We start from the raw sequence: 24,471 nt of genomic DNA, 5'->3' as shown, positions 1-24,471 counted from the left end.
CGGCACCGGGCCGGCAAAGGTGGGCCGCCGCAGTACGCGACTGCGGCGGCCCACCGGGCTGCCTCCGGTCAGAACCACCAACCGAACAGACCGCGGAGGATACGCCCGAGCAGCCCGAGGTCATGGCCCTCGCGGCCCTCGCAGCCCTCACGGTGTTCACGACCGCGATGGCCCTCGCGACCGTGGCGGCCCTCACGGCCCTCCTTGCCGAACCGACCGAAGCCGAAAAAGTCGCACTCGTCGTTTCGGTGGTGACGGAAGTTACGGCCGTGATCGCCACGACCGTGGTCGCCGCTCACCGCAACGGTCTGGCCCTGAGGGGCGGCCTGGGCCATACCGGCAACCGGGACGACGGTCGCGGCGGCGAGCGCCGCGGCGGCCAGGGAACGGCCTATGTACTTACGCATTGGGTTTCTCCTGGGTGGCAGGAAATCGGACACGTGATGGGTACCTCGTGCCGATGCATTCCTCGCAGGCACGGCGCACGGCCACTCCAACGGCCTCCGGAGTTGGGCCGATCGAGGCACCTCCGGGACAGCGGGCCGAGCAGGGTCCCGGGGCCGGTCCGGTCAGTGCTTGCGGGCCCGGCTGGGCTGGACCCGGGCCGGTTCGCCGGGCATCTTCGGGTGGTCCGGCGGGTACGGCAGGTCCCCCAGGCCCTCGTCGGCGGCGTGCCGGTCGGCCAGTTCCAGCAGCGACTCCAGGCCGAAGGCATGGTCCGCCATGTCCGCGTGGACATCGCCGAGTTCGGCGAACCGGGGCGGCACGGTCCGCAGATCGAAGTCCTCGGGCGCGGCGTCGGACAGCTCCTCCCAGCGCAGCGGGGTGGAGACCGTCGCCCGGGGCCGGGCGCGCAGCGAGTACGGCGAGGCGATGGTGCGGTCGCGGGCCATCTGGTTGTAGTCGACGAACACCTTCTCGCCGCGTTCCTCTTTCCACCAGGCGGCGGTCACCAGCTGCGGCAGCCGCCGCTCCAGGGTCCGGGCCACGGCGATGGCGGCCCGTCTGACCTCGGTGAACGTCCAGTGCGGGCGGATCGGCACGTAGACGTGCACGCCGCGGCCGCCGGACGTCTTCGGCCAGCCGCACAGCCCGTGCTCGGCCAACAGCGCGCGCAGCTCGTGCGCGACCGTGACGGCGTCGGCGAACCCGGTGCCGGGCTGCGGGTCGAGGTCGATCCGCAGTTCGTCGGGGTGCTCGGTGTCCGCGCGCCGGACCGGCCAGGGGTGGAAGGTCAGACACCCCAGGTTGGCCGCCCAGACCACGGCGGCGGGTTCGGTGGGGCACATCTCGTCCGCGAACCGTCCGCTGGGGAAGGTGATCCGGGCGGTGGGCAGCCAGTCCGGCAGGCCCTTGGGGGCCCGCTTCTGGTAGAAGAACTCGCCCGCTACGCCGTCCGGGAACCGCTGCATGGTGGTCGGCCGGTCCCGTAGGCCCCGCAGTACCCCGTCCGCGACGGCCAGGTAGTACTGGGCGACGTCCAGCTTGGTGAACCCACGCTCCGGGTAGTACGTCTTGTCCGGGTTCGACACGCGCACCGCGCGACCCGCGACTTCCAGCTCCACAGCTCGGGTTCCGGCCATGCCTCCACGCTAGGTTCCGCCGGGAGCCCCCGCCCGCCGGGACGGACCGGCCCGTCCCGGCGGGCGGGAACGGGCGGCGGCCCGCAGGATCGGGACCATGGACCTGCCCGTGATGCCCCCGGTCTCCCCCATGCTCGCCAAACCGGTGGCGAAGATCCCCGCCGGCATGCAGTACGAGGCCAAATGGGACGGCTTCCGCGTCCTGGTGTTCCGGGACGGCGACGAGGTCGAGATCGCCAGCCGCACCACCAAGTCACTCAGCCGCTACTTCCCCGAGGTCCTCGCTGCGGCGCGGGCCGAACTCCCGCCGCGCTGTGTGCTCGACGGCGAGGTCGTGATCGCACACGACGGCCGGCTGCACTTCGAGGAACTGCTGGAGCGCATCCACCCGGCCGACTCCCGGGTACGGACGCTGGCCGCCCGCACGCCCGCCTCGCTGATCGCCTTCGACCTGCTGGCCCTGGACTCCGCGTCGCTGCTGGACGAACCGCAGGCGGCCCGCCGGGAAGCCCTCGTCGAGGCGCTGCGGCCGGCCCGGGCACCGGTGCACACCGCGCCCGCCACCACCGACCGGGAGCTGGCGCAACGGTGGTTCGCGCAGTTCGAGGGGGCCGGGCTGGACGGGGTGATCGCCAAGCCGCTGGACCTGCCGTACCGGCCGGGCGACCGCGTGATGTACAAGGTCAAGCACGCCCGGACCGCCGACTGCGTGGTCGCCGGCTACCGGCTGCACAAGAGCGGGCCTGTGGTCGGCTCGCTGCTGCTCGGGCTGCACGACGACGCGGGGCACCTCCAACACGTCGGGGTGTGCGCCTCGTTCCCCATGGCCCGGCGGCGCGCCCTGGTCGAGGAGTTGGCGCCCCTGCGGATGGCCGACGACGAGACCACCGGCCACCCCTGGGGCGACTGGGCCGACGAGGCGGCGCACAACTCCCGCCGGATGCCGGGCGGACCGAGCCGTTGGAGCGGCGGCAAGGACCTGTCGTGGGTGCCGCTGCGCCCGGAGCTGGTGTGCGAGGTGGGCTACGACCACATGGAGGGCAGCCGGTTCCGGCACACCGCGCAGTTCCGCCGCTGGCGCCCCGACCGCACACCGGTCAGCTGCACCTACGCGCAGTTGGAGGAGCCGGTCGGCTACGACCTGGGTGAGCTGCTGGGTGACTGACGCGGGGCGGCCGGTCAGCCCTCCGGCGGCCAGCGGCGCCGGCTCTCCCCCGGCGCCAGCCGGTCCACCACCTCGGCGAGCTCCCAACACACCTGCTCGATCCGCCGGCGGATGGTGTTCTGCTCGGTGACGATCGCCGACAGCAGCAGCGCGGTGAGCGCGGCGGAGGCGTTGAGGGCCTGGAGGTTGACCATGGTCTCCAGCAGGCTCAGACCGGTGAACGGGCCGTACCCGCCGTTCGCCGCGCTGATCGCGAAGACCGAGATCACCAGGACACAGGGCGCCGCACCGATCAACTGGAACCGCAGCGCCGCCCACACGATCAACGGGAAGACCAGGAAGAGCAGGGACAGCGACGTCCGGGTCATCACCAACGAGACCAGCACCGTGGCCGCCAACAGCGCGGCCGCCTCGACCCACCGGTAGAGGGGGATGTTCCGGGGCGGTCGGAGCATCCGGCCGGCGAGCACCAGCGGGGTGATCACCAGGACGCCCATTGCGTCGCCGACCCACCAGGAGGCCCAGGTGCGCCAGAAGTCCCCGGCGGGCAGCGCCCCGGTGAGCACCTGGGTGCCGCTGCCGAGCGTCGCACTGATCACCATCGCGGCGAAGGCGCCGAGGGAGACCAGCGCCACCCCGTCGCGCAGCCGGTCGAGTTCGATGCGGAAGCCGACGTGGCGCAGCATCAGACAGGCGCACACCGGCGCGGCGGTGTTGCCCGCCACCACGCCGAAGCCGGCGAGGTCCAGGCTGGTGAGCGTGGAGATGACCAGGAGGGTGCCGACGGCGATGCCCGGCCACATCCGCAGGCCCAGCAGGAGCAGGAAGCTCAGGGCGATGCCCGTGGGCGGCCACAAGGGGGTGACCACGGCACCCGCGACCACCACCTGCTCCAGCAGACCGACCTTCGCGGCCCCGTAGTAAGCGGCGGCGAGCGCGAGGTTCCCCAAGGCTGCCGGGGCCAGCCGACGGATTTCCCCGGTGCGCACCACGTCTGCCATCAGACAACGCCGGTGGCCGGGCACCGGACGCGACACGCGCTCCCGGTCCGCGCTTCACCCGGCCCCGCGCCGCGCCGCGTCGTGGCGCAGCACGATCACCGCGGCGTCGTCGGTGTGACCGGTCAGTTCGGCGACGCACATCACCGCGCCGGCGACCTCGGCCGGATCGTCCCCGGCCTTGGCACGGACCAGCCGGGCCACCTGCGCCAGCCCGGCCTCGATGGGGAACGACGGCCCCTCGATCACCCCGTCGGTGAACAGCACGAACGCACCCGCCGCGGTGAGCCGCCGATGGGTGACCGGATACCGCTGTCCGGGCAACACACCGAGCGGGATGCCCCCGGGGTCCTCGACCAGGCCCCAGCGTCGGTCGGTGGTGGCCCAGATGCCGGGTACGTGCCCGGCGCGGGCGCTGGTCAGTTCCCAGGTCGTCGGGTCGAAACGGACGAAGGTGCAGGTCGCGAAGAGTTCGCAGTCGATGGAGAGGAGCAGGTCGTTGGCCCGGCTGAGCACCTCGCCGGGGTCGGCGGCGTACGCGGCGACGGCGCGCAGCCCGATCCGGATCTGTCCCATGAACGCGGCGGCCTCGACGTCATGGCCCTGCACGTCACCGATGGAGAAGGCCAGCGACCCGTCCGGCAGCGGGAACCCGTCGTACCAGTCGCCCCCGATGGCGAGGCCGTGCCGGGCGGGGGCGTAGGTGGCGGCGGTGCGCAGACCGGGCAGCTCCGGGAGGGCGCCCGGCAGCATCTCGCGCTGCAGGACCTCGGCCAGTTCCACTCTGGCCCGCTGGAACTCCGCGCCTTCCCGCGCCTGGGCGGTCAGCCGCCCGAGCGTGGTGAGCAGATCGTCGGCGCTCGCCGACCGCGGGGGACGACGCCGAAGCATGGCCCCATCATATTTCGGGGGTCCGGTATCCGCTTGACGGCCGTGGGGCCGGTCCGGTGGATCACGGCCGGGTCCGTGGGCTCAGGCGGCGGGCTGCCGGGCCGTGGTCAGCTGGCCGACGCCGGACCGCACCGCCCAGAAGAACACCGCCAGCGCGACGGCGGCGACGGTGGCCGAGTCGTACGGGGCGGGCAGGTGACCGGAGCCCTTGAAGGTGCCCAGCCAGGACAGCGCGGTGAGCACAAGGAGGTAGACCACCAGCCAGGCGCCGGTGCGGAGTTCGGCCGCCAGCGGGCGGCGCGGTCCGGCGCCGTCGTCCTGCGCGGCCCGGGCGCCGGGCCGCCGCATCCCCAGGAAGAGCAGGAGTCCGGCCAGGACCAGCGGCAGCGCCAGCCGCAGGTGCTGCCAGCCCGACCAGTAGACGAACTCGCTGGCCACCACGAAGCTCAGCGGGGCGATCCAGCGCAGTCCGGGGACCCATCCGGCGGTGCCGCCGCCCGCCTCGGTGCGGAAGACCGCCACGGCGACCGCGGAGGCCGCGTAGATCAGCAGGTACATGTCGCCCATCACGCTGACGATGTCCTGCCAGCCGCCGAACGGCAGCAGGAACAGCACGATCACGACGAGGTTGACGGCCAGCGCCCGGCGCGGCGTGCCGGAGCCCTCGTCGACCTTCATGAAGTAGCGGGGGATGGTGCCGTTCTTGGCCAGCGCGTAGGTGTGCCGGGCGTCGATCGCCACGCCTACGTAGGCCGAACCGCCGGGCGAGAGCACCGCGTCGGCGTAGAGCATGGTGGAGAGCCAGTGCAGATTGAGGATCAGGGCCAGTTGTCCGAAGGGGGAGTCGAAGGAGACGCCCTTCCAGCCGCCGCCGAGCAGGTGCTCGGGGACGGTGAACAGGTAGGCCACCTGGAGCGCCAGGTACATCAGGAGGGCCAGGCCGATACCGGCCAGGACGGCCCACGGGAGGGTGCGGCGGGGGTTCCGGGTCTCGCCGGAGAAGTCCAGCGGGGCCTGGAAGCCGTTGACGGAGTAGACGATGCCGCCGCCGGCCAGCGCGGTCAGGCAGGCGACGTAGCCGTAGGGGGCGAACCCGCCGTGGTCGGTGAGGCGTCCGGAGTGCCAGCCGGAGGCGATCAGGGCGAGCACGGTGGCGACCGGTACCGCGATCTTGAAGATCGAGACCAGGGTGTTGAGTCGGGCGAACAGCCGGACCGCGAACCAGTTCAGCGCGGTCAGCAGCACGCTCAGGCCGCCGCCCAGGGCCAGCCCGGCGAGGGTGAGGGTGTGGCCGTTGTAGAGGCCGGGGAGGTAGTGCGCGGTGTACTGCATGATGGCGCTGATCTCGGCGGCGGTGCCGCCGACCGACAGCAGTACCGACCAGCCGATGAGCGTGCCGACCAGCCGGCCGTTGGCGAACAGCGGCCAGCGGACGGTGCCGCCGCCCTCCGGTCGGGACGCGCCCAGCTCGATCATGACCAGCGCGACCAGCCCGCACAGCACGCCCGCGCCCACCCAGGACAACAGCGCGGCCGGGCCGGCGGTCTGCGCGGCGTACATGGCGGCGAACAGCCAGCCGGAGCCGACGATGTTGGAGAAGCCGATCCCGGTCAGTCCCCAGAAGCCCAGGTCCCGCCGCAACCGGCGTTCCTGCGCCCGCACTTCGGATGCGGCGCCCCCGGCCGGTTCACCCGATACCTGACGTTCCGCCACGGAACAGCCTCCTCGACTCGCTGTCTGCGCTGGTCAGGACCCTACTCGACATGTTCGCGCCACAGGGCCGGTCGCCGGCGGACAAGACGAAAGGCACGCTAGGCGAGTTGCTCGGGGGTGAGGCCGAAGGTCTCGGTGAGTCCCCGGCGTCCGGCGTCGGTGGGTCGGACGACCCTCCGGTACCGGCCGTTGCGCAGCCAGTCCAGGGCGAACAGCCGGGCGGTGACCGCGCCGCCGAGCGCACCGGCGAGGTGGTGGCGGCGCTCGGCCCAGTCGATGCAGTAGCGCACCGCGGAGCGTCGGCGCGGCAGCCCTTCCAGGTCGACGCCGAGGGCGGCCAGTTCGCGGCGGCCGTGCGGGGTGAGGAGGTAGGAGACCTGGGCGGGCCCGGAACCGGTGCGCTCCTCCTGGAGGGTGCCGTCGGCCAGCAGGGCGTCCAGCAGGGCGACGCCGAGGCGGCCCGCCAGGTGGTCGTAGCAGAGGCGGGCGCGCAGCAGGGCCTTGGCACGGGTGTCGGCGTTGAGGGAGCGCACCGGCAGCGGCCGGGCGATCAGGGCGAGCTGTTCCAGGGCGCGGGCGACGTCGGGGGTGGCGAGCCGGTAGTAGCGGTGCCGGCCGTCGAGTTCGACGGTGAGCAGCCGCGCCTCGCGGAGCCTGGCCAGGTGGGCGCTGATGGTGGAGTTGCTCACTCCGGCCTCGGCGGCCAGGGCGCTCGCGGGCAGCGCGCCGCCTCCGGCGAGGGCGAGCAGCACCTTGGCGCGGGAGGGGTCGCCGATCGCCGCGGCGACCTCGGCCACGTCGGTCTCGGTGCGGGTTGCGGGCTCCGTCCGGGCGTCCATACCGCGACCGTACGGCGCGCACGGTTCGTCGGCCAGCGAAACGTTCTCACGCTCGCGTCCTGTGGGGGGCGGTCCGGCGGCAGCACGCTCCCGGGCCGCCCCCGGCCGCCCCGTGGCGAGAACGTTTCGCCAGGGACCGTAGCGATCCGACCCGACACTGACCGCATGTCGACACTCAGCACCTCCGCACCCGCCCCGCCCCGCACCGGACGCGCCTCACCGCTCCCCCTGGTGGCCGTGTGCCTGGGCTACTTCCTGGTCATCCTGGACGTCACCGTGGTCACCGTGGCGCTGCCGGACCTGGGCCGTGCGCTGGGCGCCGGGGTGACCGGCCTCCAGTGGACGGTGGACGGCTACACCCTGGTCTTCGCCGGGCTGCTGCTGTTCTGCGGCGGACTGGCCGACCGGTTCGGCGGGCGGACGGTGTTCCTGGCCGGACTGGCGGTGTTCGCGACGGCCTCGGCCGGGTGTGCGCTGGCCCCGTCGGTCGCGGTGCTGGTCCTGGCCCGGCTGGTGCAGGGCGTCGGCGCGGCGCTGTTGGTGCCCGCGTCGCTGGCGCTGCTCCGGGCCGCGTACCCGGAACCGGCCGCCCGCGCCCGTGCGTTCGGCGTCTGGGGCGCGGTCGCCGGGCTGGCCGCCGGGGCCGGGCCGGTGCTCGGCGGGGTGCTGGTCGCCTCGTTCGGCTGGCGCGCGGTGTTCCTGGTGAACCTGCCGGCCAGTCTGGCCGCCCTGGTGCTGACGATCCGTCAGGTGCCGCGCTCCCCCGCCGTTCCCACGCACCGCGGCCTGGACGTGCCGGCCCAGACGGCCGCGGCGGTGAGCGTGGCGGCCCTGGCGGCCGGCTGCATCGAGGCCGGGGCCCCGGGCCGGCCCCTCGCCGTCGTCCTCGGCGCGTTCGCCGTCGCGCTGCTCGGCCTGGCCGCGTTCCTGCTCCTGGAACGCCGCGCGCCCGCCCCGATGCTGCCGCTCGCCCTCTTCCGCAACCGGACCTTCACCGCCTCCGCGGCCGTCGGCGTCCTGCTCAACACCGGTTTCTACGGGCTGTTGTTCCTCGCCCCGCTCTACTTCCAACAGGTCCACCACTACAGCGCGCTGCGCACCGGCTTCGCGCTCCTGCCGGCCGTCGGCCTGGTGGCGGCCGGCTCGGCGCTGGCCGGGCGCCTGACGGCCCGGACGGGGCCCCGGCCACCGATGGTGGCGGGCCTGGTCATCGGGGCGGCGGGGCTGGCCGGCTGGCTGTGCGCGGGGCCCGGTACGCCCTATGTCGCGCTGGTCGGTCCGATGGCCGCCGCCGGTTTCGGCACCGCGCTGACCATGCCGGCCGCCACCGCGGCGGTGATGGAGTCCGCCCCCGATGACCGCGGCGGCGCGGCGGCCGCGGTCTTCAACGCCGCCCGGCAGGTGGGCAGCGTCCTCGGTGTGGCGGTCTTCGGCACGCTGACCGCCGGCGGGCTGGTGGCGGGGCTGCACGGCGCGGCGCTGGCCGCGGCCGCCGGGTTCCTGGCCGCGGCCCTGCTCGCGGCGCGCTGGGTGCCGGGTGCGACGCGGCGGCCGGATCCGGCCGGTTGGCGCGGGCGGCCAGAGGGGCGGGCCACCCGCGGCTCAGCCGAAGGCGATCAGCCCGGCCGCCACCAGCACGACCACCATCGCCCCGACCACACACGCGGTGATCACCTTCCGCTGCCAGGGCGCGAGCCAACCGCCCGCTAGAGCGCCGCCCATCCGCCCGTACTGCTCGATCCGTCCCATCGGTGTCAGCGGCTCGGTGGTCCCCTGCGGCATCCCGCTGGTCCAGTCCGGGCCCGGCTGCGGATAGCGGCGGCGCCAGCTCTCGTCCTCCCGCCACGGCAACGTCATAGGGCTGCTCCTCACGGTCGTTCCCCCCTGCCGCATGCCCGTGATCCGCACCGGCACACCCGCGTCCGGGGCCGGCGGTCACCCGCAGGTCCAACAGCCCGCCCAGCAGGCGGAGCGGACCCGGTGGTGGCGCAGTTGGAGCTCGGTGAGCCCGTCGTCGCGGGCCTCCTCGTGGGGTTCGTCCGCGAGCGCACGGGCCTGGGCGAGCCGGCCGTACACGATGACGGTGAGCGCCGCCAACTCTTCGGGCTCGGCTCGGCCCCGGACGATGCGCAGCGGTACCTCGGCGGGGTCCTCGGTCGGGCGGGTCACACGGCCGACGCTAGGAGCGGGCGCCGGCGGCGGCGCGGCGGCCTGCGCCGTTCGGCGGCCGGGCGGCCTCCCCAAGCGTGATTTCGGCGGGCCCGACCGTGTTGTTCCCAGGCGGCGCAGGGCCGGCGGCAAGGATCGCGCGCAAATACGGGCACGCACACCGGCGGCGGATGCCGCAGTGGGGATGGCTGGGCGATGAGACATGAGCGGACCGGCGACGACCGGGGCGTGGCGCAGGGCGACGGGCGCCGAGGGTTCCTCAAGTACGCGGCAGGGGTCGCGGGGGTGGCGGCCGGCGCCGGGCTGGGCGGCGGCGCGGCGGCAGCCGTGCCGGCGGGCCGGTCGGCGACCGACCCCACGCCGGAGCGGTCCGTGGACGGCCGGCCGCTGCCACCGGACCGGGTGCCGTTCCACGGGCACCGCCAGGCCGGCATCCTCACCCCGCAACAGCTGTTCTCCGGCTTCGCGGCGTTCGACGTGCTGGTGCAGGACCGGGGGGACCTGACCCGGCTGCTGAAGAAGCTCACCGAGCGGATCCGGGTGCTGACCGCCGGGGTGAAGCCGAGGGACGAGAGAACGGCGGAGGAGCCACGGACCCCGGACTCGCTGACCGTCACGGTCGGCCTCGGGGCGTCCCTCTTCGACGACCGATTCGGGCTCGCCGGGCACAAACCGCGGCACCTGAAGGCGATGCCGGCGTTCCCCAACGACCGGCTGGACCCGGCGCGCTGCCACGGCGATCTGTCGCTCCAGGTCTGCGCGGAGCATCCGGACGCGATCGTGCACGTCCTGCGCGACCTGGGCCGGGAGACCCACGGGATGATGCGGCCGCGGTGGCGGATGGACGCGTTCATGAACCCGTCGCGGCCCTCGGGGTCGCCGCGGAACTTCCTCGGTTTCAAGGACGGGATCGTCAACCCCGACACCGGGGCGGCGGCGGAGATGGACCGGCTGATCTGGGTGACGCCCCGGTGCGGGGAGCCGGACTGGGCCGAGGGCGGCAGCTACCAGGTGCTGCGGCTGATCCGTTTCCACTCCGAGTCCTGGGACCACGTGGCGGTATCCCGCCAGGAGAAGATCTTCGGGCGGCACAAGGCGAGCGGTGCGCCCCTGGGCCGCGAGAAGGAGGACGCCCCGCCGGACTATGACGATGATCCGGACGGCCGGACCATCCCGCTCGACGCGCACATCCGGCTCGCCAACCCCCGTACCCCGCATTCCGACAAGTCCCGTTTCCTGCGCCGGAGTTACAACTACGACCAGGGCTACGACCGGCGCGGCCGGATGAACCTCGGGCTGGTCTTCTGCGGCTACCAGCAGAACGTGCAGCGCCAGTTCGCCACCGTGCAGCGCCGGCTGCGCCACGAGCCGCTGGCCCCCTTCATCACCCCGGAGGGCGGCGGCTACTTCTTCGTCCTGCCCGGCGTGCGGGACGAGGAAGACTGGTTCGGCTCACGGCTGATGCGGGACACCCCCCTGGGACCCTGAGTCGGAGGTTCGTCGTGAGTTGGGTATCAGTCGCCCTGGGTCGAAGGCCCCAGCGTTTTCGGTAGTCGTCGGTGACTGATGCCCGACGGCAGGTGCCTGAGGGGTGGGTGCGTCACCGCACCCACCCCTCAGGCTCTGGCCCGCACCGCGCACAGACCTTCAGGCTCCATCGGCCCACTGTTCAACGACAAGGCCCGTGACGTCGTCGGCCTCTGCCTCGCCCCACCGGAGAAGGCTCTGGCGCTGTGTCTGGACAAGAAGTCGCAGTTCCATGCACTGGACCGATCTCAGTCGGTGCTGCCGATGATGCCGGGGTGCCTGCCTGTATGCGGCAGCTGGGCGTAGTCCTCGCCGAACTCGGGCGGTATGCGGACGGGGTTGCTGCCGTGGAGCGCGAAGTGCTTGACCGCCGTCAGTTCGGCGATGCTCGGTGGCAGGGCGATGATTTGCCACCGTTCCCCGGCGCTGAGTCCGGCGAGAGGACGGAACTCCCGCCCATCGTCCGCGGCCTCGTCGATCAACTCCAGTGGACGTTGCCAGCCGGCGGCCGCGGTGTCCTGGCCGTGCGTCTCTCCTCCGCAAGCACGCGGAGGCGCGGGGAGATCGCGGTCCCCGCGCCGATCAGCGCGCCCGGCGCCAGGACCGTACCGGCCGGACGTGCCACGCCCGTCCCGGTCACCGCGCCGCACGTCGTCCGGCCGGTGCTGATCCGGCGGCCGCCGCGGGTCACGGCGATCGGGACGGTAGCCGGTTCGGTTACCGTCCCGGCGTCGCAGCGCAGTGCCGTCGTGGTGGCGAACGCCCCGACGTTCACGTTGCCGCCGAGAACCGAATCCCCACGAACGGCGGCTGCTTCATGAAGCAGCCGCCGGCCGGGACGTACGGGTGGTCTCCGAGCCGAAGCCGGCCTGGCAGTTCGGGCCGATGATCATGTGGTCCCGCACCGGGGCGCCGGCGGAGAGGACGGAGCCGGAGCAGATGAGCGCGGGCTGACGACGCGGGCTCCGGCCTCGCCCCGGGCGCCTCCCGCACTCTCAGCGGCCTCCGCCGGCACTCGCCGCCGAGAACGACATCGCGACCGCGCCCGCCCGTGCACCACCCTCCGAGTGGTGCGTCCGGCGCACCCACCCGCCGCCGTAGACCGGTGCCTGTGCCTGGCCCGCCACCGGGGCTTGCGCCTGGCCCGCCACCGGGGTCTGCGCCTGGCTCGTCACCGGGGTCTGTGCCTGGCGCTGCGGGAGGCGGTTCATCTGCGCCCTCACGTGGATCACCCGGTGCTTCGTCCCGTGCATCCCCTGACGCGCCTTCAGGTGCTGGACCGCCACCTTCCCGTCCGTCGGGTTCACCGTGTAGCGCACGCCCTCGTGCGTGACGGACCGGTGGGTCGAGCTGAGGGTGGCGATCTGCTTGTTCTTGATATGGATCTTCGCCGTGTAACTGCCGTTGACCTTCTGCACGGTGGCCCGCGCGCCGTTGGTCAGCGTGACCGTACGGGCCGGGCCCGGCTTGATCTTGCCGTGGTTGCTCACGCCCAGCGGCATGGCGTGGACACGCGTGCCGTCGAAGTAGACGTAGATGCCCTTGGTGTAGCTCTGGCCCTTCTTCAGGGTGGCGAACGGCTTGCCGCTGCCGATCGTCTGGAGATCGCAGACCCCGTTGTGGATCACGGCCTCCATGGCGCCGCCGATGTAGACGGCCCTGACCTTGTCCTTGGCCGTTGCCTGGGGTGCGGTGCGCTCGGCGCCGGCGGATGCGGGCCGGTCCTGCTGCCCCGGAGTGCCCGCGGCGAACGCGGTGGCCGGTACGGCCACGGCCCCGGCGAGCGCGGCGGCGGCGCAGAGGGCACGCAGGGAGGTGCGCGAGGCGGGGAAGGTGCGGGAGGTCTTCATGGAGCTCGTAACCCTTCTCGATGTGCAAAGTGCGCGAAGTGGTTCGCCGAACCAATGCAAACCAATACAAACCGATCCATTTCTGGATCAATTCCGACAGCTCGGAATATTAGACACAGTTCGCCCGGCCGAAAGGAACGAGGCGCACGGTTCGCGGATGTCGTGTCCGACCCTTGGCCCCCGCCAGAACTCCGGCCGGGCCCGCACGAGACTCCCGCGGGCGCCGCGGCCCGGCGGGACCGGACGCGTTCCGCGCATTCGACCCACGCATCGACCAGATGCTGTGGAACCCGCGCTACGGCGGCGTCGACATGGGCCTGGCCTATGCGGATACCCACGTGCCCTGGATCGGTACGAGCGTGTCCCTGTTACAGGACGTGCTGTCGATGCACACCGTCTGGAGCATCTGCGTCCCGATCGCGCTCGTCGAGGTGTTCAGCGCGGACCGGGCCCGGCCGTGGCTCGGCCGACCGGGGTTGGCCTTGACCGGCGTGGTCTTCGTGGCGGGTTCGGCGTTCCTCGCCGTCGTGCAGTACCAGAGCGGGAAGTTCATGGCGTCGACGGCCCAGTTCGTGGGGGCGTCAGTCGCTGTCGTCGCTCTGATCACCGCGGCCTTCGTGGTGGGCCGGCACCGGCTGCGGCCACGGAACGCGGCCACGCCCGCGCCATGGCTGGTAGGCACCGTGGCGTTCGCGGCCGGCAGCCTGTACTGGGCCCGCGACACCCTGCTCTCAGAGAGCGTGTCGCCCTGGGTGCCGGTGACCCTCTGGTGCGTCCTGGCGGCCGGCGTCGCGTGGCTGTGCGCCCGCTGGTCGCGCAGTCCCGGACGGAGCCCGCAGCACCGGCCGGCCCTGACCGCCGGCGCCTTGCTGACCTATGTCTGGCTGGGTTTCACGCACGCGCGGGAGATGGACGTCCCGTACGGCACGGCGCTTCTGGGCAACGTGGTCTTCAGCGCGGCGGCCGCGGCCCTCCTCGGCGCGGCGGCGGTGCGTCTGCGCCGGCAGGCCCCCGCCCCGGAGGTCGGGTGACGGTGCCGTCCGCCAACGGGGACCGTGGACAGGCGCCGACGGCGAGAAGGCCCCCATCTCGACCCACCACAGCGGCGGGCGCCGTACCGGCGTCGGCCTTCGGGTCAGCAGCTCAGGTGGTCTCCGGGCGTGGTGCCGAGGATCTGCACGAAGCGCGTGTAGTTGTCGATCCGGTTCTGCACCTGGCCGGGGTTGCCGCCGTTGCATTCGAGGGAGCCGTTGATGCTGCGGATGGTCTCGCCGAAGCCGGCGCCGGTGACCATGGCGTTGTGCGGGGTCATGGTGCCCGGACCGGTCTGGGTGTTCCAGTACCAGAGCGCCGTCTTCCAGGCGACGGCGGCGTCCTGCTCCACCAGGTACGGGTTGTTCAGCAGGTCGATCCCCAACGCGTCTCCGGCGGCCTTGTAGTTGAAGTTCCAGCTGAGCTGGATCGGTCCGCGTCCGTAGTAGGCGGCCTGACCGGCCGGGCACCCGTACGGCTGGGTGGCGTCGCAGTAGTGCGGGTAGTTGCCGGTGTTCTGCTCCACCACGTAGACCAGACCGCCGGTCTCATGGCTGACGTTCGCCAGGAAGGCCGCCGCCTCCTGGCGCCTGACGGTGTCGCTCCCGGTGTTCGCGAATTCCGGGTAGGCGCTGAGCGCGGCGGTCAGTCCGCTGTAGGTGTAGAACGGATTCCGGTTCGGGAACATCTGGTTGAACTGCGCCTCGCTGACGACGAATCCCTCCGCTCGGGTCGCGGCGCCGGCCGGGGCCGTACAGGAGGGGCAGGCCGCCGTGGCCGCCGCGGGCGATGCCGGTACGGCGAGGGCGAGGCCCACGGCCATGGTGGTGGCGCTCAACAGGGCGGCGAGGCGGGATCTCATGGCGGTGACTCCTTCGTGCGGCCGGGCTCCGGCGGACCGGGAAGGCGGCCACTGTGGGGGGAAGTGCCGTACGAGACAGGCTTGTTGACGCGTAATCAGGCAGGATCCACCGCTGCGACCGACGAGGGCCGGCGGTCTAGACCAGGTCACCCTACGGGCGGCCGGATGCCATGTCCATACCACTACAGGTCCCGGGCGGCGCCCCGGCACGGACCGGCATGACCGCCCCCGAGCGGCAGCGGCCGCGGTGGCGGTCAGGTGCAGTTGTCGGGGGCCGGCCGGTCGGCGAAGCGGCCGGCGAGCCAGTCGGCGGCCGGTACCGCGCCCACGATCGCGCCGAGCACGTGCTCGCCGAGCGGTATCGGGGTCCACTGGACGCGGGCGCCCCGGGCGCACCAGTCGGCGCGCAACTGCTTGCCGACGGCGTACGGGATCAGTTCGTCTGCGGTCCCGTGGTAGAGGTACACCGGCGCGTCCGGGGTCCGGGTGCCGAGCGCGGACTCCCGCAGCCGGGCCTGCCAGTCCGGTTGGTGCAGCGGGTTGCTGACGGTCACGTCGGAGATCTTCCTGAAGAGCCCGGCGGCGACGTCGGCGGCGACGCAGTGGGTGCGCAGGAACGCGACGTCACGCCGGCCCCGGTCGTTGAGGTACCGCTCCAAGTGCAGTTCGGGGAAGGCGGCGTTCTGGCCGATGGCGGCCATCAGGATCAGACCGGCGCCGACGTTCCCGTCGTTGGCGTCCGCCACCTTCAGGAGGTCGGCCGGGACGCCGCCGGTCGCAGTGCCCTTCACCTTGAGGTCGGGCGCGTAGGTCCGGTGCAGTTCGGCGGCCCAACTGCTGGCCTGGCCGCCCTGGGAGTAGCCCATGATGCCGACCGGGGAGTCCTCGCCGACGCCGGCGGCGACCGCTTCGGGGAGCCGCTCGGCGGCCCGGGCGGCGTCCAGGACGGCCTGTCCCTCGGCGCGTCCGACGGTGTAGGTGTGGTCGCCGGGGGTGCCCAGCCCCTCGTAGTCGGTGACCGCGACCGCCCAGCCGCGGGCGGTGAGCTGCTGGATGAGGTTGGCCTCCATGGTGGTGCCCTTGGGGAAGCCGGCCGAGGGCGCGCAGGAGTCGCCGAGGCCGACGGTGCCCACGGCGTAGGTGACCAGTGGGCGGGGGCCCGTGCGGCCGTCGTCGGGCACGATGACGGTGCCGGAGACGGTGGTGGGGGTGCCCTTGGCGGTGGTGGAGCGGTAGGTGAGGTGCCAGGCGCGGGTGCGGGTCGGCTGGCCGGGTAGCGGGTGGAACGAGGTGGGGGCGGAGGTCACGACGTCGCCGGGGCGGCCGGCCGCGGTCCGCGGCGGGTCCGCGGCGGCGGCGCCGACGGTGCCGAGGGTCAGGGCCAGCGCGGCGGCGGCGCCCGGGGCGATGGTGCGGAGGTGCATACGGATCTCCCAACTGGCTTATGTGCCTTGATGGTTGGGCCGACCGTAGTGAGTTGCGGGTGGGGAAGGAGCTGACCGGAACGCTCAGCTTTGCTGGCCGCGGGGCACAGCCGGCGGCTGCCCGCCGGGCCGCGGGGTGGCACCGGTCAGCCGGTAGGCGCCGGGGGTGGTGCCGGTCCAGCGGCGGAAGGCGCGGTGGAAGGCGGCGTCCTCGGAGAAGCCGATCCGGGCGGCGAGTGCGGCGATCGACTCCGGCCCGTCGGCCAGCGCGGCGAGCGCGGCATCCCGGCGCACCGCGTCCTTGAGCCGCTGGTACGAGGTGCCCTCGGCCCGCAGCCGGCGCCGCAGCGTCGCCGGGCTGACCGCGAGCCGGGCCGCGACCTCACCGGCGTCCGGCAGCCGCGCCGGCGCCGGGGACCGCAGCGCCTGGACGAGGGAGCGGCGCACCTGCTCGGCGACGGTGGTGCCGTAGTCGCGGCGGCCCAACAGGTCGGCCGGGGCCCGGTACAGCAGGGCGGCCAGCGCGGGCTGGTCCCGGACGACCGGCGCGGTGAGCCACCGGGCGTCCCAGCCGGCCGCGGTGTGCGGGGCGCCGAAGCGGACCGGGCAGCCGAACAGCTCGCGGTACTCGTCGGCGTACGCGGGTGCCGGGTGCGCGAACCGGGCCCAGCGCAGCGGGATCCGACGCCCGATCAGCCAGCCGGCGAGCCGGTGCCAGATGAGCAGCAGGCAGGCGGCGACGAAGGCGGTCTCGTCGTGGTGGTGGTGCAGATCGCTGCGGACGGCGAAGACGGCGAGTCCGTCGTCCGGGTGGGTTTCGACGGCCAGGTCGGGGCCGCCGGGGAAGAGCCCGTAGAAGCGGGTGGCCCGCTCCAGGGCGGAGCCGAGGTCCGGGCAGCTCAGGCAGGTGTGGCACATCATGGCGAAGGTGCCGCGGCGGCTGGGGACCGGGCCCAGGCCCAGGAACTCGTCGTCGGTGGCCTGGTGCAGGGCCCGGATCAGGCGGGTGAACTGCTCCGCGGTGACCCGGGCCCGGTCGTCGGCGAGCAGCAGCGGCGGGATCCCGGCGCCCTGGAGCAGCGGTGCGGTGTCGATGCCGAGCCGCCGCGCCCCGCCCAGCGCCGCCCGCACGTGGTGCACCGCGATCGTCAACCGACTCATACCGGGACCTCCCGGCCGCCGGCCGGGAGGACTACCGTGCTCCGCTCGCCCATGGCCCGACACCGTAGCGGCGTGCGGCCAAGAGGTCAGCGGCTGCGGCACCACCGGTCGGCCGGGGCCGGCGCGCCCGGCTGACCGGTGGCCGACTGCCCGGCCGGCTCAGCAGATCCGGGGCAGCTGCTCACCCAGCGGCAGGTCGACCACCCGCGTGCCGCCGAGCGGGGTGCGGGCCACCACCATGCCGGGGTGGGCGGCGACCGCCTCGCCGATCACCGCGGCCCCGGCGCCCAGCGGGTGGGCGCGCATCGCGTCCAGGACGGCGTCGGCGTGCTCGCGGGGGACGAAGGCCACCAGCTTGCCCTCGTTGGCGACGTACATCGGGTCGAGGCCGAGGATGGCGCAGGCGTTGGCGACGGTCGGCGGTACGGGGACGGCGCGCTCGTCGATGACCACGCCGGTGGCGGAGGCGGTGGCGATCTCGTTGAGCGCGGCGGCCAGTCCGCCGCGGGTGGGGTCGCGCAGCACGTGCAGGTCGGGGGTGACCGCGAGCATGGTCTGGACGAGGCCGCCGAGGGCCGCGCAGTCGCTCTCGATCTCGACGCCGAACTCCAGGCCCTCGCGCACGCTCATGATGGCCACGCCGTGCACGCCGATGTCACCGCTGACGATCACCACGTCGCCGGGCACCACCCGCTGCGGCCGCAGGTCGACGCCGGGCGGGATCACCCCGATGCCGGCGGTGTTGAGGTAGACCCCGTCGCCGCGGCCGGCCTCGACGACCTTGGTGTCGCCGGTGGCCACCTCCACGCCGGCGGCCCGGGCCGCGGCGCCCATCGCGTCGGCGACGCCGGCGACCACCGGCATCTCCACGCCCTCCTCCAGGATGAAGCCGCAGGAGAGGTAGGCGGCCCGGGCGCCGCTCATGGCGAGGTCGTTGACGGTGCCGTTGACGGCGAGGTCGCCGATGCTGCCGCCGGGGAAGAACAGCGGCCGGACGACGTAGGAGTCGGTGGAGAAGGCCAGCCGCTGCCCGCCGAGCGCGAAGACCGCGGAGTCGCCGAGCTGGGCGAGGAGTTCACCGCCGAAGGCCGGCACGAAGATCTGCTGGACGAGTTCGGCGGAGAGCGCCCCGCCCCCGCCGTGTCCCATGACGACGCGCGGGGTCTCGCGCAGCGGGGTGGGACAGGTCCAGCCGGTGATGTCGACGGTGGGCAGGTCGCGGGGGCCCTGCCCGGTGGCGGGGGTCCGCGAGGTGGTGTCAGACAACGGGGGTCGCCTCCAAGGGGGTCGGCATGGCGCCGAGCCGGCGGTACAGGTAGTAGGCGGCGCAGGCGCCCTCGCTGGAGACCATGGTGGCGCCGAGCGGATTGCGCGGGGTGCAGGTGGTGCCGAACGCCTCGCACTCGTGGGGTTTGATCAGCCCTTGCAGGACCTCGCCGCTGCGGCAGGCGGCGGGTTCGCGGGTGGCGATGCCCTCGACCGAGAAGCGGTGTTCCGCGTCGTAGTCGCGGTAGCGCTCGGAGAGCCGCCAGCCGCTGGCGGGGATGGTGCCGATGCCGCGCCAGGCGCGGTCGGTGACCTCGAAGACGTCGGCCAGCATGGCCCGGGCGGCCGGGTTGCCGTCGGGGCGGACGGCGCGCGGATAGGCGTTGTCGACGGTGTGCTCACCGCGTTCCAGTTGCCGGACGGTGCGGCGGATGCCCTCCAGGATGTCCAGCGGTTCGAAGCCGGTGACGACGATCGGCACCCGGAAGCGGTCGGCCAGGGCTGGGTACTCGTCGGTGCCCATCACGCTGCACACGTGTCCGGCGGCCAGGAACGCCTGGACCCGGCAGCTCGGCGAGGTCATGATCGCCTCGATCGCGGGCGGTACCCGGACGTGCGAGACCAGCATGCTGAAGTTGCGGATGCCCAACTTTCGGGCCTGATAGACCGTCATGGCGTTGGGCGGGGCGGTGGTTTCGAAGCCGATGCCGAAGAACACCACCTCGTGGTGCGGGTTCTGCTGGGCGATCTTCAGCGCGTCCAGCGGGGAGTAGACCACGCGGACGTCGCCGCCCTCGCTGCGCACCCGGAACAGGTCGCGGTCGGTGCCCGGGACCCGGAGCATGTCGCCGAACGAGCAGAAGATCACCCCGGGGCGGGCGGCGATCTCCAGCGCCTTGTCGATGACCGAGAGCGGGGTGACGCACACCGGACAGCCCGGTCCGTGGATCAACTCGACCTCGTCCGGCAGGAGTTGGTCGATGCCGTGCCGGATGATGGTGTGCGTCTGGCCGCCGCAGACCTCCATCAGCGCCCACGGCCGGGTCGCCGTGGCGCGGATGTCGTCCAGCAGCCGCCGGGCCAGCTCCGGATTCTGGAACTCGTCGATGTACTTCACTGCCGCGCCTCCTGCGCCTGTGGTTCGTCCTGGCCGGCGGCCGCTTCCCAGGGATCTCCGAACTCCTCTTGGAGCAGCCCGAGTTCCTCGAAGAGGGCCAGGGTCCGGCGGGCCGACTCCTCGTCGAGCCGCTGCAACGCGAAGCCCACGTGGACGATCGCGTACTCACCGACCGCGAGGTCCGGGACGTATTCCAGGCACACCTCCTTGACCACCCCGCCGAAGTCGACGGTGGCCATCCGGGTGCCGTCCCGTTCCTCGATCTCCATCACCTTGCCGGGCACCGCCAGGCACATGGGTCCTCCTCGTCGTACGGGTGCGGATGCGGGTACATACGGGCTAGGCGTCGCGCCTGCGGGCCGCGACCAGCAGCTGGCCGAGGGCCAGTCCGCCGTCGTTGGGCGGGACCAGGCGGTGCCGCAGCACCGTGAAGCCGTCCTGCCGCAGCATCCGGGCGACGGCCTCGGCCAGCCGGGTGTTGACGAAGACCCCGCCGGTCAGCGCCACGGTCGCCAGGCCGGTGCGCTCCCGGGCCAGGCCGCAGCAGCGCCGGACCAGCCCGGCGACCGCGGTGTGGAAGCGGGCCGCGACCAGCGCCGGGCCGGCGCCGGCGGACACGTCCTCGGCGACCGCGGCGAGGACCGGGGCGGGGTCGGCGACCAGCGCGGCGCCACCGCCTGCCGCGGCGCCGGTGCGCAGCGCGAAGGTGTAGCCCGGGCCGCGGTCGTCGCCGGCGGCGCGGGCGGCGGCCTCCAACGCGACGGCGGCCTGGGCCTCGTAGCCGGCGTGGTGGCAGATCCCGGCGAGCGAGGAGACCGCGTCGAAGAGCCGGCCCATGCTGGAGGTCGGCGCGCAGTTGAGATTGCGGTCCAACTGGCGTTCCAGCAGCCGCAGTTCGTCCGGCGAGCAGGCGGCCACGGGGGGCAGGTCGGCGGTCCAGGGGAGGCCCGCGGCGTGGAGGTGGGCGAGGGCCATCCGGTAGGGGCGGCGGACGGCGGTGTCGCCGCCGGGCTGCGGGACGTAGCCGAGTTGGGCGAAGCGGCGGTACCCGGCGTAGTCGGCGAGGAGGATCTCGCCGCCCCAGATCGCGCCGTCGTCGCCGTAGCCGGTGCCGTCGAAGGCGACGCCGATCACCGGCTGCCGGCCGTCCAGCCCGTGTTCGGCCATGGCCGCGGCGATATGGGCGTGGTGGTGCTGGACCCGGACCAGAGGTCTGCCGCGGGTGTGCCGGCGGGCCCACTGGCCGGTGCGGTAGCCGGGGTGCCGGTCGGTGGCGAGCAGCCGCGGCCGGACCCCGGTGATGGTCTCCAGGTGTGTGCCGGCCCGCTCGAACGCCAGCTGGGTGGCCAGGTCGTCCATGTCGCCGATGTGCGCGGACAGCCAGGCCCGGCGCCCCTCCCCCAGGCACAGCACGGTCTTGAGGTCCCCGCCGGTGGCCAGCGCGGGCCGGACCGGCACCGGGAGCGGCACGGGGTACGGGGCGCAGCCGCGCGAGCGCCGGACGTACAGCGGCTCGCCGTCGCTGATCCGGACCACCGAGTCGTCGCACGGGACCTGGATCGCCCGGTCGTGGCCGAGCCAGGCATCCGCCAGGCGCACCAGCCGCACCAGGGCGTCCTCGTCGTCGGTGACGAGGGGAGCGCCGGCCACGTTGCCGCTGGTCATCACCAGCAGCCGGGGCCCCGGGGGGTCGCCCGGCAGGCCGAACAACAGGTGGTGCAGCGGGGTGTAGGGCAGCATCAGCCCGAGGTCGGGGCAGCCGGGGGCGACGGCCGCGGCGACCAGGGGCGCGCCGGGCGCGGGCCCGTCGGGGCGCCGGCGCAGCAGCACGATCGGCCGCGCCGGCCCGGTGAGCAGCGCCCGTTCCTCCGTGCCGATCTCCACCAGCTGGGCCACGTCGTCCAGGTGACGTGCCATCAGGGCGAACGGTTTGTCGCCGCGGGCCTTGCGGCGCCGCAGCTCGGCCACCGCGCGGTCGTTCCCGGCGTCACACACCAGGTGGTAGCCGCCGAGTCCCTTGACGGCGACGATCGCGCCGTCGGCGAGCAACCGCCGGGTGCCGGCCACCGGGTCGCCGGGCACCGGGCGCGGCGCGCCACCGGGGTCGTCCGGGCCGGCGTCGTCCGGGCCGGCGGCCAGCAGCCGCAGCCGGGGACCGCAGTCGTGGCAGGCCAGGGGCTGGGCGTGGAACCGCCGGTCGGCCGGGTCGGCGTACTCGGCCGCGCAGCGCGGGCACATCGGGAAACCGGCCATGGTGGTCTGGGCGCGGTCGTAGGGCAGCGCGCGAACGATCGTGAAGCGGGGGCCGCAGTGCGTGCAGGTGACGAAGGGGTGCCGGTAGCGGCGGTCGGCCGGGTCGGTCAGCTCGGCCAGGCAGGCGTCGCAGGTGGCGGCGTCCGGGGCGACCAGGGTGCGGGCGGGGCCGCGGGTGTGCGAGGCGAGGATGGCGAAGCCGGTGCCGCCGGTGACCACGATGTCCTCGCCGTCCACCGCTTCCACGACCGCGAGCGGGGGCGCTTCGGCGCGCAGCCGGGCACCGAAGCGGTGCAGGGCGCCGGGCGGCCCCTCGATCTCGGCCACCACGCCCTCGCCGGTGTTGCTGACGTGGCCGGTCAGGCCCAGTTCCGTGGCGAGGCCATGGACGAACGGGCGGAATCCGACGCCCTGGACGATGCCGCGCACGGTGATCCGGCGGCGGGCGGCGGCCGTTGCGGAAGTCTCGGCGGGGCGCGCGGTGCAAGGCGCTCCAGTGGCGGTGGCCTCCCCTGCTCCACCCGATTCGAGAGCGGGCCGAACGGTGCCGGCACCGGGCTGCCCGACGGTCATGAGCGGCTCGACCCCACCACACCGCGGTCGCCGACCCGGCCCGCCGGGCCGTCGTGCACGTGGTGCGACTGACGGGTCATCACCGGGATGTGCGCCGGCCCGCGGTCCCGGGCCGCCAGGGCCCGGTCCAGCAGCGTCCCGAGGCCCTCGCCGCCGCGGACCGAGGTGCGGACGACCTCGGCACCGGGGTTGACCCGTTCCACGTTGTCGCGGAAGGCCGCCTCGTCGAAGTCCACCGCCGCGGCGATGTCGGTCTTGGTGACCAGCACCAGGTGGGCCAGACCGAAGGCGGTGGGGTACTTGAGGGGTTTGTCCTCGCCCTCGGTCACCGAGGCGAGCACCACCCGCAGCGTCTCCCCCAGGTCGTACGAGGCGGGGCAGACCAGGTTCCCGACGTTCTCGACGAACAGCAGCCGGGTCCCGGTGGGCAGCCAGCCGTCCAGGTGCCCGCCGAGCATCTCGGCCTCCAGGTGGCACAACCCGTCGGTGAGCACCTGTTTGACGGGGACCCCGGAGCGGGCCAGCCGGACCGCGTCGTTCTCGGTGGCGAGGTCGGCGGTGAGCGCCGCGACCGGCACCCCGCGTTCCCGGGCGAGGGTCAGCTCCCGCTCCAGCAGGGCGGTCTTGCCGCTGCCCGGGCTGGAGAGCAGGTTGACGACCGCGGTGCCGCGGCCCGCCAGTTCCTCGCGCAGGGTGTGGGCGCAGGCGTCGTTCTTGGCGAGCACGGCCTGTTGCAGTTCAAGGACACGGCACATGGGATCAGCGCTCCTCGTGCATCGGAGGGGGTACCGGGGCGTCCTGCCAGCTGACGTCGACGATCCGCAGTTCGCGGCCGGAGAGCAGCTCCACGGACGCCCCGCCGCACCCGGGGCAGCTCAGGCGCGGCGGCATGCCCGCCGGCCAGGTCCGGTCGCAGGAACCGCAGCGGGCGCGGGCCGCGACCGGTTCGGTGATCAGCTCGGCGCCGGCCAGCACCGTGCCCTCGCACGCGAGTTGGAAGGAGAAGGCCAGGGCGTCGGGGACCACGCCGGCCAGTTCGCCGACCTGGAGCCGGACGCTGCTGACCGCGGTCGCGCCGGCGGGCCGTAGCGCGCTTTCCACCTGGTCGATGACCGCCAGCGCGATGGACATCTCGTGCATCGGTCCGTCTCTCTCTGGTGTGACGACCGGTTGCCGCTGGCTTCATTAGACGGTGCGGTCCCGGGGCGTCCGGGGTGCCTCGCCGGGGTGGCGCGGCGGCATACACCGTTCGGTGCAGCGCGCCCGCCACCCGTGGAACCGGCCCGGCCTCACATGGCGCGCATCCGCAGATAGCGCTTGACGTCGGGCAGGTTGCGCAGGGCGAGCGCGAGGGCGGCGGCCAGGGCGCCGCCGAGGGCGAACTTCAGCATGGTGTCGTGTTCCTCTCACTGGGGGCAGCCGGTGCACCGGTGGCAGCCGGCTCCGGTTCGTCGGCGCCGACCAGCCGCAGTACGAGCCGGACGGCCTCGTCGACGGCGGCGGCGACCGGCGCGCTCAGGCCGATCCCTTCGGTGGTGTCGGCGGGTTCGCAGCCGACGACCAGGACGCGTTCCGGGCCGCGGGCGCCGGTGCCCGCGCTGAGCGTGTCGAGCAGCGCCAGGACGGCGTCCGGGGTCATGTGGTGGGCGTCGATCGGGGTGTTCCCGGGGCGGGCCGCGGTGTCGGCTGCGTCTGTGGCGTCCGTGGCGTCGAGGAGGTAGAGCGCGCCGGGCTCGCCGCCGCGGGCCGCGGCGTCCACCAACAGCACCGTCGCGTAGCCGTCCAGCATCCGGTAGGCGAGGTGTACGCCGCGGACGCCGGCGTCGACCAGTTCCACGCCATCGGGGAGGGTGTGCGCGCCGAGTACGCGGACCGCCTCGACGCCGAAGCCGTCGTCGCCGAGGAAGATGTTGCCGACGCCGGCAATCAGGGTGCGGCCGGGTGGGAAAGGCACAGTGCGGCCGGGTGGGAAGGGCACAGCGGGGCCGGGCGGGAAAGGCGCAGCGGGGCCGGGTGGGAGGGGCGCGGTGCGGCCGGGCGGGAAGCTG

25 protein-coding genes and 1 pseudogene are annotated in these 24,471 nt (G+C 73.7%); 5 read left to right on the top strand and 21 right to left on the bottom strand.

Going from position 1 to position 24,471, the window contains the following annotated elements; all coding sequences use genetic code 11:
- Nucleotides 1-68: 68 nt before the first annotated feature.
- Both ACFVT2_RS27610 and ligD read right to left on the bottom strand, forming a co-directional pair.
- Nucleotides 69-440: a hypothetical protein gene (locus ACFVT2_RS27610; RefSeq protein WP_390022185.1), complete on the bottom strand. Its 372-nt coding sequence runs from the start codon at nucleotides 438-440 to the stop codon at nucleotides 69-71.
- Between the two features lie 129 nt (nucleotides 441-569).
- Nucleotides 570-1,583: a non-homologous end-joining DNA ligase gene (ligD, locus tag ACFVT2_RS27605; RefSeq protein WP_390022184.1), complete on the bottom strand. Its 1,014-nt coding sequence runs from the start codon at nucleotides 1,581-1,583 to the stop codon at nucleotides 570-572.
- A 97-nt stretch (nucleotides 1,584-1,680) separates the two neighbouring features.
- On the opposite strand from ligD, the gene ACFVT2_RS27600 reads away from it, so the two are divergent.
- A complete protein-coding gene (locus ACFVT2_RS27600; protein ID WP_390022182.1) occupies nucleotides 1,681-2,748 on the top strand; it encodes an ATP-dependent DNA ligase in 1,068 nt (355 codons plus the stop codon).
- Nucleotides 2,749-2,762: 14 nt separating this feature from the next.
- Here the strand turns inward: ACFVT2_RS27600 and ACFVT2_RS27595 are convergent, their stop codons facing one another.
- From ACFVT2_RS27595 to ACFVT2_RS27580, 4 genes are all read right to left on the bottom strand, one after another.
- The gene (locus ACFVT2_RS27595) at nucleotides 2,763-3,740 is read right to left on the bottom strand and encodes an MASE1 domain-containing protein (protein ID WP_390022243.1); all 978 of its coding nucleotides are present in this window, start codon (nucleotides 3,738-3,740) and stop codon (nucleotides 2,763-2,765) included.
- Nucleotides 3,741-3,803: 63 nt separating this feature from the next.
- Complete coding sequence (locus tag ACFVT2_RS27590) at nucleotides 3,804-4,637, bottom strand: PP2C family protein-serine/threonine phosphatase (RefSeq protein ID WP_390022181.1); 834 nt, start codon at nucleotides 4,635-4,637, stop codon at nucleotides 3,804-3,806.
- Nucleotides 4,638-4,718: 81 nt separating this feature from the next.
- A complete protein-coding gene (locus ACFVT2_RS27585) occupies nucleotides 4,719-6,278 on the bottom strand; it encodes an APC family permease (protein WP_390022241.1) in 1,560 nt (519 codons plus the stop codon).
- A gap of 170 nt (nucleotides 6,279-6,448) precedes the next feature.
- Entirely contained in the window at nucleotides 6,449-7,189 is a 741-nt protein-coding gene (locus ACFVT2_RS27580; RefSeq protein ID WP_390022180.1) for an ArsR/SmtB family transcription factor, read from the bottom strand.
- Between the two features lie 165 nt (nucleotides 7,190-7,354).
- Here ACFVT2_RS27580 and ACFVT2_RS27575 point away from each other — a divergent pair, with 165 nt between their 5' ends.
- Nucleotides 7,355-8,899, top strand: a complete 1,545-nt coding sequence (locus ACFVT2_RS27575) for an MFS transporter (RefSeq protein WP_390022178.1) — start codon at nucleotides 7,355-7,357, stop codon at nucleotides 8,897-8,899.
- On the opposite strand, the gene ACFVT2_RS27570 is transcribed toward ACFVT2_RS27575, so the two are convergent.
- Together ACFVT2_RS27570 and ACFVT2_RS27565 are read right to left on the bottom strand one after the other, a co-directional pair.
- Nucleotides 8,792-9,046, bottom strand: coding sequence for a hypothetical protein (locus tag ACFVT2_RS27570; RefSeq protein ID WP_390022177.1), 255 nt, complete (start codon nucleotides 9,044-9,046; stop codon nucleotides 8,792-8,794). The two genes, ACFVT2_RS27575 and ACFVT2_RS27570, sit on opposite strands and share 108 nt — an antisense overlap.
- A gap of 78 nt (nucleotides 9,047-9,124) precedes the next feature.
- Nucleotides 9,125-9,358 (bottom strand): acyl-CoA carboxylase subunit epsilon, encoded by a 234-nt coding sequence (locus tag ACFVT2_RS27565; RefSeq protein ID WP_390022175.1) that lies wholly within the window; start codon nucleotides 9,356-9,358, stop codon nucleotides 9,125-9,127.
- Between the two features lie 195 nt (nucleotides 9,359-9,553).
- Here ACFVT2_RS27565 and ACFVT2_RS27560 point away from each other — a divergent pair, with 195 nt between their 5' ends.
- Together ACFVT2_RS27560 and ACFVT2_RS27555 are read left to right on the top strand one after the other, a co-directional pair.
- Entirely contained in the window at nucleotides 9,554-10,846 is a 1,293-nt protein-coding gene (locus ACFVT2_RS27560) for a Dyp-type peroxidase (RefSeq protein WP_390022173.1), read from the top strand.
- A 140-nt stretch (nucleotides 10,847-10,986) separates the two neighbouring features.
- Nucleotides 10,987-11,161: pseudogene (locus tag ACFVT2_RS27555) on the top strand (IS630 family transposase); the annotation flags it as partial.
- Here ACFVT2_RS27555 and ACFVT2_RS27550 read toward each other — a convergent pair.
- Both ACFVT2_RS27550 and ACFVT2_RS27545 read right to left on the bottom strand, forming a co-directional pair.
- Nucleotides 11,134-11,367 (bottom strand): hypothetical protein, encoded by a 234-nt coding sequence (locus ACFVT2_RS27550; RefSeq protein ID WP_390022172.1) that lies wholly within the window; start codon nucleotides 11,365-11,367, stop codon nucleotides 11,134-11,136. The pseudogene ACFVT2_RS27555 and the gene ACFVT2_RS27550 sit on opposite strands and share 28 nt — an antisense overlap.
- Nucleotides 11,368-11,880: 513 nt before the next feature.
- The gene (locus tag ACFVT2_RS27545) at nucleotides 11,881-12,735 is read right to left on the bottom strand and encodes a hypothetical protein (RefSeq protein ID WP_390022170.1); all 855 of its coding nucleotides are present in this window, start codon (nucleotides 12,733-12,735) and stop codon (nucleotides 11,881-11,883) included.
- A gap of 278 nt (nucleotides 12,736-13,013) precedes the next feature.
- Here ACFVT2_RS27545 and ACFVT2_RS27540 point away from each other — a divergent pair, with 278 nt between their 5' ends.
- Nucleotides 13,014-13,766 carry a hypothetical protein gene (locus ACFVT2_RS27540; RefSeq protein ID WP_390022169.1) on the top strand — a complete coding sequence of 251 codons (753 nt, stop codon included), beginning with the start codon at nucleotides 13,014-13,016 and terminating at the stop codon, nucleotides 13,764-13,766.
- Nucleotides 13,767-13,870: 104 nt separating this feature from the next.
- On the opposite strand, the gene ACFVT2_RS27535 is transcribed toward ACFVT2_RS27540, so the two are convergent.
- The 11 genes from ACFVT2_RS27535 to ACFVT2_RS27485 all read right to left on the bottom strand — a co-directional run bounded on the left by ACFVT2_RS27535 (nucleotide 13,871) and on the right by ACFVT2_RS27485 (nucleotide 24,377).
- Nucleotides 13,871-14,629: a chitinase gene (locus ACFVT2_RS27535; protein ID WP_390022168.1), complete on the bottom strand. Its 759-nt coding sequence runs from the start codon at nucleotides 14,627-14,629 to the stop codon at nucleotides 13,871-13,873.
- A 254-nt stretch (nucleotides 14,630-14,883) separates the two neighbouring features.
- Nucleotides 14,884-16,053 (bottom strand): lipase family protein, encoded by a 1,170-nt coding sequence (locus tag ACFVT2_RS27530; RefSeq protein WP_390022167.1) that lies wholly within the window; start codon nucleotides 16,051-16,053, stop codon nucleotides 14,884-14,886.
- An 84-nt stretch (nucleotides 16,054-16,137) separates the two neighbouring features.
- Nucleotides 16,138-17,214, bottom strand: a complete 1,077-nt coding sequence (locus ACFVT2_RS27525; RefSeq protein ID WP_390022166.1) for an AraC family transcriptional regulator ligand-binding domain-containing protein — start codon at nucleotides 17,212-17,214, stop codon at nucleotides 16,138-16,140.
- A gap of 159 nt (nucleotides 17,215-17,373) precedes the next feature.
- The gene (gene hypE, locus ACFVT2_RS27520; RefSeq protein WP_390022164.1) at nucleotides 17,374-18,480 is read right to left on the bottom strand and encodes a hydrogenase expression/formation protein HypE; all 1,107 of its coding nucleotides are present in this window, start codon (nucleotides 18,478-18,480) and stop codon (nucleotides 17,374-17,376) included.
- Entirely contained in the window at nucleotides 18,473-19,597 is a 1,125-nt protein-coding gene (gene hypD / locus ACFVT2_RS27515; RefSeq protein ID WP_390022163.1) for a hydrogenase formation protein HypD, read from the bottom strand. The genes hypE and hypD overlap by 8 nt, the downstream gene beginning before the upstream one ends.
- Entirely contained in the window at nucleotides 19,594-19,893 is a 300-nt protein-coding gene (locus ACFVT2_RS27510; protein ID WP_390022162.1) for a HypC/HybG/HupF family hydrogenase formation chaperone, read from the bottom strand. The genes hypD and ACFVT2_RS27510 overlap by 4 nt, the downstream gene beginning before the upstream one ends.
- A 43-nt stretch (nucleotides 19,894-19,936) precedes the next feature.
- The gene (gene hypF, locus ACFVT2_RS27505; protein ID WP_390022160.1) at nucleotides 19,937-22,423 is read right to left on the bottom strand and encodes a carbamoyltransferase HypF; all 2,487 of its coding nucleotides are present in this window, start codon (nucleotides 22,421-22,423) and stop codon (nucleotides 19,937-19,939) included.
- On the bottom strand, nucleotides 22,420-23,178 hold the full coding sequence (gene hypB, locus ACFVT2_RS27500) for a hydrogenase nickel incorporation protein HypB (RefSeq protein WP_390022159.1): 759 nt from the start codon (nucleotides 23,176-23,178) through the stop codon (nucleotides 22,420-22,422). The genes hypF and hypB overlap by 4 nt, the downstream gene beginning before the upstream one ends.
- A 4-nt stretch (nucleotides 23,179-23,182) precedes the next feature.
- The gene (locus ACFVT2_RS27495) at nucleotides 23,183-23,563 is read right to left on the bottom strand and encodes a hydrogenase maturation nickel metallochaperone HypA (RefSeq protein ID WP_390022157.1); all 381 of its coding nucleotides are present in this window, start codon (nucleotides 23,561-23,563) and stop codon (nucleotides 23,183-23,185) included.
- A 149-nt stretch (nucleotides 23,564-23,712) separates the two neighbouring features.
- Nucleotides 23,713-23,814 carry a DUF6893 family small protein gene (locus ACFVT2_RS27490; RefSeq protein ID WP_390022156.1) on the bottom strand — a complete coding sequence of 34 codons (102 nt, stop codon included), beginning with the start codon at nucleotides 23,812-23,814 and terminating at the stop codon, nucleotides 23,713-23,715.
- Entirely contained in the window at nucleotides 23,808-24,377 is a 570-nt protein-coding gene (locus tag ACFVT2_RS27485) for a hydrogenase maturation protease (protein ID WP_390022154.1), read from the bottom strand. The genes ACFVT2_RS27490 and ACFVT2_RS27485 overlap by 7 nt, the downstream gene beginning before the upstream one ends.
- Nucleotides 24,378-24,471: the final 94 nt, after the last annotated feature.

This window comes from Streptomyces sp. NPDC058000, assembly GCF_042886435.1.
Taxonomy (GTDB): Bacteria; Actinomycetota; Actinomycetes; order Streptomycetales; family Streptomycetaceae; genus Streptomyces.
This window is presented reverse-complemented; position numbering and strand designations above follow the sequence as displayed.